This is a genomic window from Kitasatospora sp. NPDC054939, assembly GCF_053610105.1.
In genome coordinates, this window is the sequence record NZ_JBSGXP010000002.1 from 95,730 (window position 1) to 112,197 (window position 16,468).

Sequence of the window (16,468 nt, forward strand, 5' to 3'; positions counted from 1 at the left end):
CAGGTGACGCCCGCCACGTCAAGGGGTTTTGTCCGAATTGTTCCGATTCCCTTCGGGGCCGGGCCGCAGCCGGAGCCCCGCCGCCTCCCGGCCGGACGTCCAGCGGGCGGACGGCAGTTGACGGACGGCGAGCGCGCGGGCGCCGTCCGTCAACCGCCGACCGGGCGGCCCTCCGGCTCCTCGGCGATCCGACGGGCGATCTCGCCGGGCCGCACCGGCCGGCCGAAGTGCCAGCCCTGGGCCCAGTCGCAGCCGATCGCCCGGAGCCGTTCGGCGTCCCGGCGGGTCTCCACGCCCTCGGCGGTGACGGTCAGGCCGAGCGCGTGCGCCATCGACACCAGGCCGGTGACGATCCGCCAGCCGGTGGCCTCGTCCTTGGCCGGGTCGTGCAGGTCACCGACGAAGGAGCCGGCAATCTTCAGTCCGGAGACCGGCAGGTCGCGCAGGTAGGCGAGGTTGGACCAGCCGGTGCCGAAGTCGTCCACGGCGAGCGAGACTCCCAGGCCGACCAGGCCGTGCAGGGTGCGCAGCGCCTCGTCCTCGGGGCCGACCACGGTGGACTCGGTGATCTCCAGCTGGAGCTTGGCCGGATCGATGCCGGTGCTGTCGAGGATCCGCCCGAGGTCGGTGACCAGGGCGGCGCTGCGGGCCTGACGGACCGCCAGGTTGACGTTCAGCTGCGGGGCCCCGGTGCCGAACCGCCGTGCCCAGTCGGCGGCCTGACCGCACGCCTGCTCCAGGACCCAGCGGCCGAGCGGCATGATCAGGCCGGTCTCCTCGGCGGTGGCCACGAACTCGTCCGGGCCGAGCACGCCGAGCTGCGGGTGGCGCCAGCGCACCAATGCCTCGACGGCCGCCAGCCGGCCGGAGGCCAGCGCGTAGAGCGGCTGGTAGTCGATGAAGAACTCGCCGCGGTCCAGCGCGGCGGGCATCCGGACCGAGACGGCGTAGCGGCTGACCGCCCGGGCGTTCTCCTTCGGGTCGAAGAGCGTCCAGCGCCCGCGTCCGGCCTCCTTGGCCCGGTAGAGCGTCAGATCGGCGGCCCGGACGGCGGCGCCGGGGGTGGTGGTGGAGATCCGGCGCTCCAGGACGCCCACGCTGGCGCCGACGGCCAGTTTGTGATCCCCGATCAGCACCGGCCCGGCCAGCGCCTTGAGGACGGTCTTGGCGGCGGCGACGGCCTCCTGCTCGCCCCGGCAGTTCTCCAGCAGGACGACGAACTCGTCCCCGCCGAGCCGGGCGACCAGGTGGCCGAGCGGGGTGAGCGCGGCCTTCAGGCGGGCGGCGACGGCGGCGAGCAACTGGTCGCCGGTGTCGTGGCCGAGGCTGTCGTTGACGACCTTGAAGCCGTCCAGGTCGACGTAGCAGAGGCCGAAGCGGGCGCCGGGCTCGGGCTCCTCGAAGAGCTTCTCCAGCCGCTCGAAGAACGCGGCCCGGTTGGGGAGCCCGGTCAACGGGTCGTGGGTGGCCTGGTGGCGCAGCCGCTCCTGGAGGCGGTAGCGGTCGGTGATGTCCTCCAGCATCGCCACCTGGTACTGCGGCGTGCCGTCGTCGTCGCGGATCAGCGAGACCGTGAGGTGGGTCCAGACGACCTCGCCGTCCTGGCGGTAGTACGGCTTGTCGAACTGGAAGTACTCGCGTTTGCCGCTGATGAGGTCCTCGTACGCCTCCCAGACGCCGGGGGTGTCCTCGGGGTGGACGAGGTCGCCGACCCGGCGGCCCTGCATGTCGTCCGGGCCGGCGCCGAAGATCTCGCCGAGCGCCTTGTTGACCGCCAGGATGTTGCCGTCGGTGTCGCCGATGCCGATGCCGATGGCCGCGCTCTCGAAGAGCGCCCGGAAGCGGGCCTCGGAGGCGCGCAGCGCCCGTTCGGCCTCCTTGCGGGCGGTGTCGGCGGCGGTGCGGATGGCCTCCTGCTCGCGCAGGGTGCGTTCGCGCAGCGCCGCCGCCCAGCCGGCCGCGAACGCCCCGCAGAGCTCGGGTCCGCGGCCGTCGGCGACCGGGTGGGCGTGCAGCAGCTCGACCGCGCGGGCGAGCACCAGCGGGTCGGTGAAGTGGGCGTCGACGAGTTCGGCGCCGGCCTGGGCGGCCAGGTCCGACTCGAAGGGGTGGTCCTGCTGGGCGCGGTGCAGCAGCCCCGCGGTGCGGGCCACCAGTCGGCCGAGCAGGCCGGGGTGGACCGCGGCGCCGTGGTCGGTGGAGAGCAGGCGGGCCCAGGCCTCGTGGAAGCGCTCCGCCCCGCCCGCCGTCCCTCCCCCGCCCGCCGTCCCTCCCCCGGCCGCCGGGCCGCCGGGCACCGGCCCGGCATTCACCGCTTGAACCCCACGCCCACCAGGCCGGTCATCCGCTCGGGGTGGTCGCCGACGGCCTCCGGCGTCTCGGGGCGCCACTGCGGCAGGTAGACCACGCCCGGGTCGACCAGGTCGAAGCCGTCGAACAGGGCGGTGATCTGGTCGCGGTTGCGCATGGTCAGCGGGGTGGGCGTCATCCGGTACAGCCGCTGGTGGTCCTCCGCCTGGTCCGGCCGGCCCTCCAGGGAGGCGTGGCAGAGGGCCAGCGCGCTGCCGGACGGGACGGCGTCCCGCAGCACCGACACCAGCTTCCAGGGGTCGTCCTGGTCGGTGATGAAGTGCAGCACCGACACCAGCAGCACCGCGACCGGCTCGCCGGTCGCCGTCAGGGCCTGCACCTCGGGGCGGGCCAGCAGGTCGTCGAGGTCGCGCAGGTCGGCCTGGACGACGACGGACTGCGGGTCGTCGGCGAGCAGCAGCCGGCTGTGTGCGACGGCCACCGGGTCGTGGTCGACGTAGACGACCTCGCAGTCGGGGCGGACCGAGCGGGCGATCTCGTGCACGGCCCCGAAGGTCGGGATGCCGGAGCCGATGTCCAGGAAGCGGGTGACGCCGGACTCGGCGAGGAACTGCACCGCGCGCCGCAGGAAGGCCCGGTTGGAGCGCATGATCTGCGGCAGCTCGGGCCAGAGCGCGATGGCCTTGCGGGCCATCTCGCGGTCCACCTCGAAGTTGTGCGAACCGCCGAGGTAGTAGTCGTAGACCCGGGCGGCATTCGGCTTCTCCAGGTCCGTACCCTCCGGTACCCAGTTCGGTCGCCGCATCGTCAGGACTCCTCACTCCGTCGTGTCCGGTGCTTCTCCGGGCGGTCCGGTGCCGGGTCAGTGCCTGTAGTGGCAGCTGAGACTGATGAGACTACAAGCACAAAAGATCCTCCTCCGCACCCCGAACGCGTGCAAGCGGAGTTCTCCCGTCCTGCCGACCGGGCGCACAGGCCCGAGAATGGACCCGATGGCCGGACGCATCGAGGACTACGCCCTGATCGGCGACCTGCAGACCGCTGCCCTGGTGGGCCGGGACGGGTCTGTCGACTGGCTCTGCCTGCCCCGCTTCGACTCCCCCAGCTGCTTCGCCGGAATGCTCGGCGACCAGCGCCACGGCGCCTGGCGGATCGCCCCCGCCGGCGCCGGCGACTGCACCTCCCGCAGCTACCGGGGCGACAGCCTCGTCCTGGCGAGCGAGTGGCACACCCCCACCGGCTCGGTCCGGATCACCGACTTCATGCCCCGGCGCGGCGCCGGCGGCCGGCGCGCGCCCCAGCTGATCCGGATCGTCGAGGGCCTGGCCGGCGAGGTCCCGATGCGCGGCGAACTGCGCCTGCGCTTCAACTACGGCCGGATCGAGCCCTGGGTGCGCCGCACCGGCCGCCACCGGGTCGCCGTCGCCGGGCCCGACGCCGCCTGGCTGCGGGTGCCGCCCGGCGTCCACACCTACGGCGTCGACGGGGTCACCGCCTCCGACTTCACCGTCACCGCGGGCCGGCGCATCCCGTTCGTCCTCACCTGGCAGCCCTCCCACCTGTCGGCCGTCCAGCGCACCGACCCCGAGCGCGACCTGGCCGACACCGTCGACGAGTGGCAGGGCTGGGCGGCCGGCTGCCGCTACCGCGGGCAGTGGCGCGACGCCGTCCTGCGCTCGCTGATCACCCTCAAGGCGCTCGCCTACGCCCCCACCGGCGGCATCGTCGCCGCCCCCACCGCCTCGCTGCCCGAGGGCATCGGCGGCCTGCGCAACTGGGACTACCGCTTCTGCTGGCTGCGCGACTCCTCGATGACCCTCTCCGCCCTGTTACGCGGCGGCTTCCGCGAGGAGGCCGCGGCCTGGCGCCACTGGCTGCTGCGCGCCATCGCCGGCGACCCCGGCGACCTGCAGACCGTGTACGGCGTGGCGGGCGAGCGGGTGCTCGTCGAGACCACCGCCGACTGGCTGCCCGGCTACGAGGACTCCCGCCCGGTCCGCTTCGGCAACGCCGCCGTCGACCAGCTCCAGCTCGACGTGTACGGCGAGGTCGTCGACACCCTGCACCTGGCCTTCCTGGCCGGCATCCCGATGGAGCGCCACGTCTGGAGCCTGCTGCGCACCCTGATGGAGTACCTGGAAGGGCACTGGCGCGAGCCCGACGAGGGGCTGTGGGAGGTGCGCGGCGGGCGCCGGCACTTCGTCCACTCCAAGGTGATGGCCTGGGTGGCCGCCGACCGGGCCGTCCGCCTCGCCGAGGCCACCGGCCTGCCCGCACCCGTCGAGCGGTGGCGCGGGATGCGCGACGCCGTGCACGCCGACGTCTGCGCGAACGGCTACGACCGGCGGCGCGGTGTCTTCGTCCAGCACTACGGTGGGCACGGCCTCGACGCGGCCACCCTGTTCGTGGTCAAGAGCGGCTTCCTGCCGCCCGACGACCCCCGGGTGGTGCGCACCGTGGACGCCGTGCGCGACGGCCTCGACCACGGCGGGCTGGTCCGCCGCTACGCCGTCCGGGACGGCGCCGACGGGCTGCCCGGCGGCGAGGGCGCCTTCCTCGCCTGCTCCTTCTGGCTGGCCGACGCGCTCGCCGCGACCGGCCGGGCCGCCGAGGCCCGGGAACTGTTCGCCCGGGTGGTCGCACTCGCCAACGACCTCGGGCTGCTCTCCGAGCAGTGGGACCCGCGCGCCCGCCGCCAGCTCGGCAACACCCCGCAGGCGTTCAGCCACGTCGCCCTGGTCAACACCGCCTTCGACCTGGCCGAACCCGCGTGAGGCCGCTCCCGGCCCTCCTGACGGGGCGCCGCCCCGGCCCTACCCTCGGGCGGGTGGACCCCAACCACTACCGCTTCCGCAGCGTCTGGCGGCTGGCCGCCCCGCCCGAGGCCGTCTGCGCCGCGCTCGCCGACCTCTCCGAGTACCCGCGCTGGTGGCCGGAGATCCGCAGCGTCCGCCGGACCGGCGAGGACTCCGCCCAGGTGGTGGTCCGCGCGCTGCTGCCGTACCGGCTCCTGCTCACCCTGCACGCCGTCCGCCGCGACCCGGCCGCCGGGGTGCTGGAGGCCGAACTGCACGGCGACCTGGTCGGCTGGTGCCGCTGGACGGTCGGCGCGGACGGCACCGGCAGCCGCGCCCTGTTCGAGGAGGACTGCCGGCCCGGCAAGCCGCTGCTGCGCCGCCTGGCGCTGCCCGCCCGCCCGGTCTTCCGGGCCAACCACGGGCTGATGATGCACCGGGGCCGGCGCGGGCTGAGCAGCCTCCTCGCCGGGTAGGCGCACCGGCATGACCGACTTCGCCACCGCCTTCGACCGCTCCGGCACCGGCAGCAGCAAATGGGCCCGCACCGGCGGCCGCACCGGCGCGATCGCGCTCGGCCTGGCCGACATGGACCTGCCCGCCCCGCCCGCCGTCGCCGCGGCGCTGGCCGCCCGCGCCGCCCACCGCGCCTACGGGTACACGGTCTGCGACCCGGCCGGGCGGGAGCTGGTCGCCGACTGGTACCGGCGGCGGCACGCCGCGGCGGTCGACCCGGCGTGGGTGCTGCTGCTGCCGTTCGGCCCGCGCACCGCGCTCCGGCTGCTCCTGGAGGCGCTCGCCCCGGCGGGCGAGGTGCTCTTCCCCACCCCGGACTGGGGCGGCTTCGCCGAGCTCTGCCGGGCCGCCCGGCTGCCGCACCGGGCGCTGCCGCTGGACACCGACGGCGAGGGCTACCGGCTGCCACTGGACGCCTTCGCCCGGCACCGGCCCGGGGCCGTGCTGCTCAGCAACCCGCACAACCCCTCCGGTCGGGTCTGGACGGCCGGGGAGGTCCGCTCCCTCGCCGCGACCGCCGCCGCGGCCGGCGGCGTGCTGCTCTCCGACGAGGTGCACGGCGACCTCACCCATCCGGGCCACCGGCACCCGGTCGCGGTGGCCGTCGCCGACGGCCTCGCCGCGCACACCGTGACCCTCAACTCGGTCGGCAAGACCTTCAACACCTCGGGCATCCCCAGCTGCTTCGCGCTCGTCCCCGACGCCGGGCTGCGCACCCGGCTGACCGCCCTGATGGCCGGCTACGGCCTCTGGGAGGGCGGACTGCTGGAGCAGGCCGTCCAGGGCGCCGCGCTCGGCTCCGGCGGCCCCTGGCTGGACGCCCTGCTGCGCCACCTCGCCGCCGCCCGGGACCGGCTGACCGGGCTGCTCGGCCCCGCCGTCCGCTCCCGCCCGCAGTCCTCGTACCTGCTCTGGCTGGACGCCGCCGTCCTCGGCCTGCCTCCGGGATCGGCCCGCGCCGCACTGCTGGAGCGGTGCGGTCTGGAGACCGCCGACGGGGCCGGATTCGGGCCCGGCGGAACGGGTTCGCTGCGGCTGAACTACGCCCTCCCGACCCCCCTGCTGGACACCGTCGTCGACCGCCTGGCGACCCTCGGAGCACCCCTGACCTGCACGGACGAGGGTTGACCAAGTGTTTGCGAAGCGCCCGTGCATGGTCCGTAGCAGACTGGGCAGGGTAGACCGGGCCGCACACGTGATCCCGAGGATGGAGAGTCCGGTGATACCCGTACGACCGACCAGCCCGATCGACCGGCAGAGCGCGGGGCCTCCCCCCGCCGCGGTGCCGCAGGACGTGGAACCGCTGACCGAGGCCGCCGCGCTGAGCCATGTGCACGGGGTCTGCTTCAAGGTCGGGCCGCCCCGGCTGGTGGGCGTCGAGGTCGAGTGGTTCGCCCACGACGACCGATGTCCCACCGACCCGGTGGACTCCCGCCGCATCCGCGCCGCAGTGGATTTACTGACCGCGGACAGCCCCACCGGGGCCCTCCCCTCCGGATCGCTCCTCACTCTCGAACCCGGCGGACAGGTCGAGCTCAGCTCCCCGCCCGCCGGCAGCCTCACCGGCTGCATCGACGCCACCCGGCGCGACCTCGCCGCCCTGCGGACCGCCTTCTCGGCGCAGGGCCTGCGGCTCACCGGCACCGGGACGGACCCCCTCGCCAGACCCCGTCGGATGCTCACCGACCACCCGCGCTATCTGGCGATGGAACGTTTCTTCAACTCCGGCGGGCCCTGGGGCCGCATCATGATGACCGGCACCGCGTCCGTCCAGGTCTGCCTGGACGCCGGCGCGGAGAGCGGACCGCACGCCCTGGCCCGCCGCTGGCGGCTGACCCACCTGCTCGGCCCCGTGCTGGTCGCCGCCTTCGCCAACTCCCCACTGCTGGACGGCCGTCCCACCGGGTACCGGTCCACCCGGCAGACCGTCTGGTCGCGGATGGACCCGAGCCGCACCCTGGCCCCCGACCCCGACCACGGGGACCCGCGCGAGGCCTGGGCCCGGTACGTCCTGGACGCCGAGGTGCTCTGCATCCGCCGCACCGACACCCGGGCCTGGAGCGCCCCGGCCGGCCTCACCTTCCGCGACTGGCTGCGCGGCGCCGGCGACCGGCGCCCCACCCTGGCGGACCTCGACTACCACCGCACCACGCTCTTCCCGCCGGTGCGCCCGCGCGGCCACCTGGAGCTGCGCATGATCGACGCCCAGCCCGGCGACGGCTGGATCGTCCCGGCCGCCCTGACCACCGCGCTGCTGGACGACCCGGTCGCCGCCGACACCGCACTCGCCGCCCTCGAACCGCTGGCGGCCGCCGACGACGCGGCCAGCCGCGACCGGGCCCCGCGCACCGACAGCTGGCGCCGCGCCGCCGGCCTCGCCACGGCCGACCCCGAGCTGCGCCGCGCCGTCCTGGCCTGCTTCGCCGCCGCCGACGACGCACTCGGCCGGCTGCCCGGCGCGGAGGGCCTGCGCGCCACCGTCGCCGAGTTCGCCGAACGCTACCCGGCCCGCGGCCGCTGCCCGGCCGACGACCAGCTGGACGCCCACCGCTCCGGCACCCGACGCACTCCTCCGGAGGCCGCACCGTGCTGAACGACGCCCCTTCCCCCGCACCGGCGCCCCTCGGCGGGGCCGCGTCGCTGGAGCAGCTGCGCGAGGCCATCGCGACCGAACTGCTGGCCGCCCGGGCCCGCACCGCCGCGCTCACCGACTGCGTGGACGACCACGACCTCACCGCCCAGCACTCGCCGCTGATGTCCCCCCTGGTCTGGGACCTCGCGCACATCGGCAACCAGGAGGAGCTCTGGCTGCTGCGCAACGTCGGCGGGCGCGACCCCCTGCACCCCGAGATCGACCCGCTCTACGACGCCTTCGAGCACCCCCGCGCCGAGCGCCCCAGCCTGCCGCTGCTGCCGCCCGCCGAGGCCCGCGGCTACGCCGGCGACGTCCGCGGCCGGGTGCTGGACCTGCTCGCGACCAGTCCGCTGGAGGGCGCCCCGCTGCTCGACTCCGGCTTCGCCTTCGGCATGGTCGCCCAGCACGAGCAGCAGCACGACGAGACGATGCTGATCACCCACCAGCTGCGGGCCGGCGAACCCGCCCTGGCCGCTCCCCCGCCGCCGCCCGCCCCCGCGGACGCCGCCGGCCTGCCCGCCGAGGTGCTCGTCCCGGCCGGCCCGTTCACCATGGGCACCGACACCGAGCCCTGGGCCCTGGACAACGAGCGCCCCGCCCACCGGGTGGACCTGCCCGCGTACTGGCTGGACACCACCCCCGTGTCGAACGCCGCCTACCTGGAGTTCATCGGCGACGGCGGCTACGACGACCCGCGCTGGTGGAGCGCCGACGGCTGGACGCACCGGCAGCGGGCCGGCCTGACCGCACCGCTGTTCTGGCACCGGGACGGCGGGCACTGGCTGCGCCGGCGCTTCGGCGTCACCGAACCGGTGCCGCTGGACGAGCCGGTCCTGCACGTCAGCTGGTACGAGGCCGACGCGTACGCCCGCTGGGCCGGGCGCCGGCTGCCCACCGAGGCGGAGTGGGAGAAGGCCGCCCGGCACGACCCCGCCACCGACCGCTCGCGCCGCTACCCGTGGGGCGACGGCGCCCCCGCCACCGAGCACGCCAACCTCGGCCAGCGGCACCTGCGCCCGGCGCCGGTCGGCAGCTACCCCGAGGGCCGGTCCCCGTACGGGGCGCGGCAGTTGATGGGCGACGTCTGGGAGTGGACGGCCAGCGACTTCACCGGCTACCCGGGCTTCCGGGCCTGGCCGTACCGGGAGTACTCGGAGGTGTTCTTCGGGCCCGAGTACAAGGTGCTGCGCGGCGGCTGCTTCGCGGTGGCGCCGGTCGCCTGCCGGGGCACCTTCCGCAACTGGGACTACCCGGTGCGCCGGCAGATCTTCTCCGGCTTCCGGACCGCCCGCAGCGCCGAGCCCGAACCCCGGGAGCGTGCCTGATGTGCCGCCACCTCGCCTACACCGGGGAGCCGGTGGCGCCCCGGGAGCTGCTGGTCGCCCCGGAGTCCGGGCTGTACCGGCAGTCCTGGGCACCGCGGGCGCAGCGCTACGGCACGGTGAACGTCGACGGCTTCGGCCTCGGCTGGTACGCGGACGGCGACGAAGTCCCCGCGCGCTACCGGCGGGCCGGGCCGATCTGGGCCGACGCCGGCTTCGCCGACCTGGCCCGGGTGCTGCGCACCCGCACGCTGCTCGCCGCCGTCCGCTCGGCCACCGACGGCTGCGCGGCCGGCGAGGCCGCGGCGGCCCCGTTCGCGGCCGGGCCCTGGCTGTTCAGCCACAACGGCGCGATGGCCGGCTGGCCGGACAAGCTGGACGCGCTCGCCGGTCTGCTGCCGCCGGCCGAACTGCTCGCGCTGGAGGCCCGCAGCGACTCCGCGCTGATCTGGGCCCTGGTCCTGCACCGGCTGCGGGCCGGCGCCCCGCTCGACGAGGCGCTGGCGGGCACCGTCGCCGACGTGGCCGAGCACACCGAGGCCCGGCTCAACCTGCTGCTCACCGACGGCCGCGCGATCGCCGCGACCACGTGGGGCGACACCCTGCACCACCGACGGCTGCCCGGAGGGTCGCTGGTCGCCTCGGAGCCCTCCGACGACGATCCGTCCTGGACCGCAGTCCCGGACCGCTCGGTGCTGCTGGCGACCGCCGAGGGCCTCGCCGTCCGTCCGCTCTGAACCGCCCCTTCCTTTCAACCCTTGAAATGAGGACGAGTCCGTCATGAGCACATTCGACCTGACCCGGCTGCTGCCCGCCGACCACTTCAGCGACGCCTTGCGCCACGACGTGCAGCACGGTCTCACCTCCGATCCGAAGGCACTGCCCCCCAAGTGGTTCTACGACGCCCGGGGCAGCGAGCTGTTCGAGGAGATCACCCGGCTGCCCGAGTACTACCCGACCCGTGCCGAGCGCGAGATCCTCACCGCCCGGGCCGGGGAGATCGCCGCCGCCACCCGGGCCCGCACCCTGGTCGAACTGGGCTCCGGCTCCTCCGAGAAGACCAGGCTGCTGCTGGACGCCCTGCGCGACCTCGGCACGCTCGCCGCGTACGTGCCGGTGGACGTCAGCGAGAGCGCCCTGGCCGGGGCCGGCAAGGCGGTGGCCGCCGAGTACCCGGGCCTGGCCGTGCACGCCCTGCTCGCCGACTTCACCGCGGGCCTGGAGCTGCCGGACGCCGACGGCCCCCGGGTGGTCGCCTTCCTCGGCGGCACCCTGGGCAACCTGCTGCCCGCCGAGCGGGCCGCCTTCCTGCGCGGGCTGCGCGGCGCCCTGGCGCCCGGCGACTCGCTGCTGCTCGGCACCGACCTGGTCAAGGACCCGGCGGTGCTGGTCGCCGCGTACGACGACGCGGCCGGGGTGACCGCCGAGTTCAACAAGAACGTGCTCGACGTGCTGAACCGGGAGCTGGCCGCCGACTTCGACCCGGCGATGTTCCAGCACGTCGCGGTCTGGGACGCGGAGCAGGAGTGGATCGAGATGCGGCTGCGCTCGCTGCGCGCGCAGACCGTCAAGATCCCGGCGCTGGACCTCCCGGTGCACTTCGACGCGGGCGAGGAGATGCGCACCGAGGTGTCGGCCAAGTTCCGCCGGGAGCGGGTGGCGCAGGAGCTGGCGGCGGCCGGGCTGCGACTGGACCACTGGTGGACCGACGAGGCGGGCCGGTTCGGCCTCTCGCTCGCCACCGCGGCCGGGTGAGCCGCCGCGGTCCGGGGGCAGCTGTACGCTGCGAAGAGGTTTGATCATTCACCTTACGAAATCTCTTCACGACATAGCGCCCATCCCATGTACAACTCTTGAACATTGACGGGTTACGATCTCGGCGACCAGCTCAGCGTTGAGTACCAGGAGTCAAGATCGTGAGCGTCACCCAGCAGCGCCCGGGGGAAGCGGCCGGCACCGCGGACCGCCTCGGCTTCGTCGTCTTCATCACCGCCGCCGCGGCCCTCGGGGGGTTCCTGTTCGGCTACGACAGCTCCGTCATCAACGGCGCCGTCTCCGGCATCCAGGAGCGCTTCGGGGTCGGCGACGGCGTCACCGGGCTGATCGTCTCCTCGGCGCTGCTGGGCTCGGCCCTCGGCGCCGCCCTGGCCGGGCGGTTCGCCGACCGGCACGGCCGGATCCGGGTGATGAAGGCGGGCGCGCTGCTGTTCGCCGTCAGCTCGATCGGCTCGATGCTGCCGTTCTCCGCCTGGGACCTCGCCTTCTGGCGGGTCCTGGGCGGGGCGGCGATCGGCATCGCCTCGGTGATCGCCCCGACCTACATCGCCGAGGTGGCGCCGACGAAGTACCGGGGCCGGCTGGCCTCCTTCCAGCAGGCCGCGATCGTCCTCGGCATCGCGATATCCCAGCTGGTCAACTGGATGCTGGCGGAGTCCGCCGGCGGCGACACCCGCGGCGAACTGCTGGGCCTGGAGGCCTGGCAGTGGATGCTCGGGGCCTGCGTCCTGCCGGCCGCGGTCTACTTCGTCCTCGCCTCCCTGATCCCCGAGTCCCCGCGCTTCCTCATCTCGGCCGGCCGGCTGGACGAGGCCCGCACCGTGCTCGCCGAGGTCGAGGGCGCCGCGGTGGACACCGAGGCGCGGATCGCCGAGATCCGCGGCCTGATCGACACCGACCACCGCCCGCGCTTCCGCGACCTGCTCGGCGGGCGCTTCGGCCTGCTGCCGATCGTCTGGGCCGGCATCGGACTGTCGGTGTTCCAGCAGCTCGTCGGCATCAACGTGATCTTCTACTACTCGTCGATCCTCTGGCAGTCGGTCGGCATCGACACCTCCGACTCGCTGCTGATCAGCTTCATCGGCTCGGTCATCAACATCCTCGGCACCGTGGTCGCGATCCTGCTGGTCGACCGGGTCGGCCGCAAGCCGCTCGCCCTGGTCGGCTCGGCGGGCATGGCGGTGGCGCTCGGCGCCTGCGCCTGGGCGTTCTCCTCGGCCACCGGCAGCGGCGACCAGGTCACCCTGCCCGACCTCCAGGGCACCGTGGCGCTGGTCGCGGCCAACGCCTTCGTGCTGTTCTTCGCGATGTCCTGGGGCGTGGTCGTCTGGGTGATGCTCGGCGAGATGTTCCCCAACCGGATCCGCGCCGCCGCGCTCTCGGTGGCCGCCTCCGTGCAGTGGATCGCGAACTGGGCGATCACCGTGTCGTTCCCGTCGCTCGCCGACTGGAACCTCTCCGCGACCTACCTCGCCTACGCGGTGTTCGCCGCGCTCTCCTTCGCCTTCGTGGCGCGGTTCCTCAAGGAGACCAAGGGCGTGCGCCTGGAGGACATGGGCTGACCCCGGGCCCTACCCGCCCCGCGGCACGGCCACCGGCCCCCGCACCCTACGCGATTCGCCCGGGTGCGGGGGCCGAATCGTTCACTCCCTGCGGCCGCCCCGGCGCATCCGGTACTCCTGGTCGCCAGGAGGGATGTGTCCTTGATCTTCAACCGGCTCCGCACCCGCAGACCCGCGGCCGCACCCGGCGGCTGCCCGTACGCGCACCACCACCCGGCCCCGGGGAGCGCGCCCCGGCCCGGCCCCGCCCCGCGGCCCGCACCCCCGGCGCACGCCTTCACCGACCCCGCCGAGGCCACCGCGTTCGTCCACCAGTTCCACCGCGAGCAGCCCGCCGCCGGCGACCCGGCCGAACGGCTGCGCGCGGTGGCCGAGGAGATCGCGCGCACCGGCACCTACACCCACACACCCGCCGAGCTGGCGTACGGCGCCCGGCTGGCCTGGCGCAACGCCGCCCGCTGCATCGGCCGGCTGTACTGGCGCAGCCTGGTGGTGCGCGACCTGCGGCACCTCTCCGCCGCGGACGACCTCGCCGAGGAGTGCTTCGAGCACCTGCGGCTGGCCTCCAACGGCGGCCGGATCCGCCCAATGGTCTCGGTGTTCGCCCCCGACCGCCCCGGCCGGCCGGGACCGCGGATCCTCAACCAGCAGCTGGTCCGCTACGCCGGCCACCCCGCCGAGGACGGCGGCTGGACCGGCGACCCGGCCGGCGCCGCGCTCGCCGCCCGCGCCCGCGAACTCGGCTGGAAGGGCGGCGAGGAGCGCTTCGAGGTGCTGCCGCTGCTGATCGCCGAACGGGCCGGTGAGCAGCCCGCCTGCTACGGCCTGCCGGACGACACCACGCTGGAGGTGCCGCTCAGCCACCCCGAGCACCGCTGGTTCGCCGAGCTGGGGCTGCGCTGGTACGCGGTGCCCGCCATCAGCGACATGACCCTGGAGATCGGCGGGGTGCGCTACCCGGCCGCGCCGTTCAACGGCTGGTACATGGGCACCGAGATCGGCGCCCGCAACCTCACCGACGCCGACCGGTACGACATGCTCGGCACCGTCGCCGGCCGGCTCGGCCTGGACACCTCCAGCGACCGCACGCTCTGGCGCGACCGCGCCCTGGTGGAGCTCAACGTCGCGGTGCTGCACTCCTTCCAGGAGGCCGGGGTGACCATCGCCGACCACCACACCGAGTCGGAGCGCTTCCTCAAGCACGTCGCCCAGGAGCGGCGGCTGGGCCGGCCGACCCCCGCCGACTGGAGCTGGATCGTGCCGCCGGTGTCGGGCGGGCTGACCCCCGTCTACCACCGCTACTACGACCCGGTGGACCCCTCGCTGCGGCCCGCCTTCGTCACCCGCGAGCCCTGGACGGCCGCCGGGTAGCCCAGGCCCAGCCCGGCGAGGAGCGCGTCCAGCCCGGTCTCGAACGCGCCCTCGTCGACCGCCTCCCGGTGCCCCGCCAGCCGGTGCGCCTCGCCCAGGTGCGGGTAGTCGGCCGCGTCGTACACCCCGGCGTCCGCGGGGAAGCCCGCCGCGAAGGAGCCCAGCGCCGAACCGGTGACGAAGTACCGCATCAGCGCGCCGATCCGGGTGGCCTGCCCGCGCGGCCAGCCGGCGTCGACCAGGCAGCCGAAGACCGCGTCGGCCAGGCGCAGCGCGTTGGGCCGGCGGCCCGGCCCCTGGGCGAGCACCGGGACGATGTTGGGGTGCGCCGCCAGTGCGGCGCGGTAGGAGCGGGCCCAGGCGCGCAGCGGCTCCTGCCAGCCGTCGGGGTCGCGGAACATCGTGAGGTCCACCTCGCCGATGACGCTGTCGACGACGGCGTCGAGCAGGTCGTCCTTGGTGGCGAAGTGGTTGTAGAGCGAGGGGCCGCTGACCGACAGCTCGGTGGCCAGCCGGCGGGTGGAGAGCGCGGCCAGGCCCTCGGCGTCGACGATCCGCAGGGCGGTGCCGACGATGCGCTCACGGCTGAGCAGGGGCGTGCGGGGGCGGGCCATCGGGTGGGGTTCCTCGCCGGGGTCGTCGGGCCGGGGGTCGTAGCGGGATCGGGATCGTTGCGGGGTCGGGGGTCGGGGGCCGGGGTCGTTACGGGGTCGGGGCCTGGGGGCCTGGGGTCGGGGCCTGGGGTCGGGGCCTGGGGTCGGGGCCTGGGGTCGGCCGCCCATTCTGGCAGGCGCCCCTTCCCAGCGCGCCGCGGGCGGGGCTACAGTCCGGGTAAAACTTGCAGTGCTAGTTTATCCGCCAGCGCCCCCGAGCCGAGGTGTCAGCCGCCATGAACCTGGAACTGTCCGAGGAGCAGGCCGCCGTCCGCGCACTGGCCGCCGAGTTCACCGACCGCGAGATCGTCCCGCACGCCGCCGCGTGGGACCGCGCCGAGTCCGTCGACCGCGCGATCGTCGGCGAGCTCGGCAAGCTGGGCTTCCTCGGCCTCACCCTCCCCGAGGAGTACGGCGGCAGCGGCGGCGACCACCTCGCGTACTGCCTGGTCCTGGAGGAGCTGGGACGCGGCGACTCGGCCGTGCGCGGCATTGTCTCGGTCACCCTCGGGCTGGTCGCCAAATCCGTCCACGCCTACGGCGACGAGGAGCAGAAGCGGTACTGGCTGCCCCGGCTCACCGCCGGCACCGCCCTCGGCTGCTTCGCCCTCACCGAGCCCGGCACCGGCTCCGACGCCGCCAACCTCGCCACCCGCGCGGTGCGCGAGCGGCGTGGGGGCACCTCCCGCTCGAAGAGTGGGGGAGACTGGCTGATCAGCGGCACCAAGATGTTCATCACCAACGGCACCTGGGCCGACGTCGCCCTGGTCTTCGCCCGCACCGGTGGCGACGGCCACCGCGGCATCACCGCCTTCCTGGTGCCCACCGACGCGCCCGGCCTCACCCGCAACGAGATCCACGGCAAGCTCGGCCTGCGCGGCCAGGCCACCGCCGAACTCGTCCTCGACGCCGTCCGGGTGCCCGACGCGGCCCGGCTCGGCGAGGAGGGCACGGGCTTCACGGTCGCCATGGCCGCCCTCGCCAAGGGCCGGATGTCGGTGGCCGCCGGCTGCGTCGGCATCGCCCGTGCCTGCCTGGACGCCGCCGTCCGGTACGCCGGCGAGCGCGAGCAGTTCGGCCGCCCGATCGCCTCCCACCAGCTGGTGCAGGAGCTGCTCGCCGACATCGCCGTCGACGCGGACGCCGCCCGGCTGCTCACCTGGCGGGTCGCCGACCTCATCGACCGCGGCCTGCCGTTCGCCACCGAGTCCTCCGTCGCCAAGCTCTACGCGAGCGAGGCCGCCGTCCGGGCCGCCAACAACGCGCTCCAGGTCTTCGGCGGGTACGGCTACATCGACGAGTACCCCGTCGGGAAGTACCTGCGCGACGCGCGGGTGATGACCCTGTACGAGGGCACCAGCCAGATCCACAAGCTGCTCATCGGGCGCGCGCTCACCGGCGTCAACGCCTTCTGAGCCGCCCGCGCCCGGCTGCCCCGGCCGGTACCCGCCGGCCCTGCCCGCCCCGGCCCTACCCGTCCCGTCCCGTCCGTGTCCGCCGTGCCCGCCCCGCCCGACCGGTTCGGCCC

Annotated in this window: 13 protein-coding genes; 10 read left to right on the plus strand and 3 right to left on the minus strand. The window is 74.9% G+C overall.

Annotated elements, in window-relative coordinates:
* Positions 1–149: 149 nt before the first annotated feature.
* The gene (locus tag ACWGB8_RS01180) at positions 150–2,312 is read right to left on the minus strand and encodes a putative bifunctional diguanylate cyclase/phosphodiesterase (protein WP_452208976.1); all 2,163 of its coding nucleotides are present in this window, start codon (positions 2,310–2,312) and stop codon (positions 150–152) included.
* Positions 2,309–3,115, minus strand: a complete 807-nt coding sequence (locus ACWGB8_RS01185; protein WP_452208978.1) for an SAM-dependent methyltransferase — start codon at positions 3,113–3,115, stop codon at positions 2,309–2,311. The genes ACWGB8_RS01180 and ACWGB8_RS01185 overlap by 4 nt, the downstream gene beginning before the upstream one ends.
* A gap of 187 nt (positions 3,116–3,302) precedes the next feature.
* Here ACWGB8_RS01185 and ACWGB8_RS01190 point away from each other — a divergent pair, with 187 nt between their 5' ends.
* The 9 genes from ACWGB8_RS01190 (at position 3,303) to ACWGB8_RS01230 (ending at position 14,287) form a co-directional block, all read left to right on the plus strand.
* Positions 3,303–5,084 carry a glycoside hydrolase family 15 protein gene (locus ACWGB8_RS01190; RefSeq protein WP_452208980.1) on the plus strand — a complete coding sequence of 594 codons (1,782 nt, stop codon included), beginning with the start codon at positions 3,303–3,305 and terminating at the stop codon, positions 5,082–5,084.
* A 53-nt stretch (positions 5,085–5,137) separates the two neighbouring features.
* Positions 5,138–5,581 carry an SRPBCC family protein gene (locus ACWGB8_RS01195; RefSeq protein WP_452208982.1) on the plus strand — a complete coding sequence of 148 codons (444 nt, stop codon included), beginning with the start codon at positions 5,138–5,140 and terminating at the stop codon, positions 5,579–5,581.
* Positions 5,582–5,591: 10 nt separating this feature from the next.
* The gene (locus ACWGB8_RS01200; protein WP_452208984.1) at positions 5,592–6,749 is read left to right on the plus strand and encodes an aminotransferase class I/II-fold pyridoxal phosphate-dependent enzyme; all 1,158 of its coding nucleotides are present in this window, start codon (positions 5,592–5,594) and stop codon (positions 6,747–6,749) included.
* A gap of 91 nt (positions 6,750–6,840) precedes the next feature.
* On the plus strand, positions 6,841–8,214 hold the full coding sequence (gene egtA / locus ACWGB8_RS01205; protein ID WP_452208986.1) for an ergothioneine biosynthesis glutamate--cysteine ligase EgtA: 1,374 nt from the start codon (positions 6,841–6,843) through the stop codon (positions 8,212–8,214).
* Positions 8,211–9,581, plus strand: coding sequence for an ergothioneine biosynthesis protein EgtB (egtB, locus tag ACWGB8_RS01210; protein WP_452209065.1), 1,371 nt, complete (start codon positions 8,211–8,213; stop codon positions 9,579–9,581). Before egtA ends, egtB begins: the two co-directional genes overlap by 4 nt.
* On the plus strand, positions 9,581–10,315 hold the full coding sequence (egtC, locus tag ACWGB8_RS01215; RefSeq protein ID WP_452208988.1) for an ergothioneine biosynthesis protein EgtC: 735 nt from the start codon (positions 9,581–9,583) through the stop codon (positions 10,313–10,315). Before egtB ends, egtC begins: the two co-directional genes overlap by 1 nt.
* Positions 10,316–10,358: 43 nt before the next feature.
* Positions 10,359–11,333, plus strand: a complete 975-nt coding sequence (egtD, locus tag ACWGB8_RS01220) for an L-histidine N(alpha)-methyltransferase (RefSeq protein WP_452208990.1) — start codon at positions 10,359–10,361, stop codon at positions 11,331–11,333.
* A 161-nt stretch (positions 11,334–11,494) separates the two neighbouring features.
* A complete protein-coding gene (locus ACWGB8_RS01225; RefSeq protein WP_452208992.1) occupies positions 11,495–12,916 on the plus strand; it encodes a sugar porter family MFS transporter in 1,422 nt (473 codons plus the stop codon).
* Positions 12,917–13,051: 135 nt separating this feature from the next.
* Positions 13,052–14,287, plus strand: a complete 1,236-nt coding sequence (locus ACWGB8_RS01230) for a nitric oxide synthase oxygenase (protein WP_452208994.1) — start codon at positions 13,052–13,054, stop codon at positions 14,285–14,287.
* Here ACWGB8_RS01230 and ACWGB8_RS01235 read toward each other — a convergent pair.
* Entirely contained in the window at positions 14,218–14,901 is a 684-nt protein-coding gene (locus ACWGB8_RS01235; RefSeq protein ID WP_452208997.1) for a TetR/AcrR family transcriptional regulator, read from the minus strand. The genes ACWGB8_RS01230 and ACWGB8_RS01235 overlap by 70 nt on opposite strands.
* A gap of 275 nt (positions 14,902–15,176) precedes the next feature.
* Between ACWGB8_RS01235 and ACWGB8_RS01240 the strand changes: the two genes are divergently transcribed.
* Positions 15,177–16,355, plus strand: coding sequence for an acyl-CoA dehydrogenase family protein (locus ACWGB8_RS01240; RefSeq protein ID WP_452208999.1), 1,179 nt, complete (start codon positions 15,177–15,179; stop codon positions 16,353–16,355).
* Positions 16,356–16,468 lie beyond the last annotated feature (113 nt).

Excerpts from the sequence above, each read along its gene's own strand:
- ACWGB8_RS01185 (WP_452208978.1), bottom strand. The coding sequence starts at position 3,115 with ATGCGGCGACCGAACTGGGTACCGGAGGGTACGGACCTGGAGAAGCCG.
- ACWGB8_RS01190 (WP_452208980.1), top strand. The coding sequence starts at position 3,303 with ATGGCCGGACGCATCGAGGACTACGCCCTGATCGGCGACCTGCAGACC.
- ACWGB8_RS01200 (WP_452208984.1), top strand. The coding sequence starts at position 5,592 with ATGACCGACTTCGCCACCGCCTTCGACCGCTCCGGCACCGGCAGCAGC.
- egtC (WP_452208988.1), top strand. The coding sequence starts at position 9,581 with ATGTGCCGCCACCTCGCCTACACCGGGGAGCCGGTGGCGCCCCGGGAG.
- egtD (WP_452208990.1), top strand. The coding sequence starts at position 10,359 with ATGAGCACATTCGACCTGACCCGGCTGCTGCCCGCCGACCACTTCAGC.
- ACWGB8_RS01235 (WP_452208997.1), bottom strand. The coding sequence starts at position 14,901 with ATGGCCCGCCCCCGCACGCCCCTGCTCAGCCGTGAGCGCATCGTCGGC.
- ACWGB8_RS01240 (WP_452208999.1), top strand. The coding sequence starts at position 15,177 with ATGAACCTGGAACTGTCCGAGGAGCAGGCCGCCGTCCGCGCACTGGCC.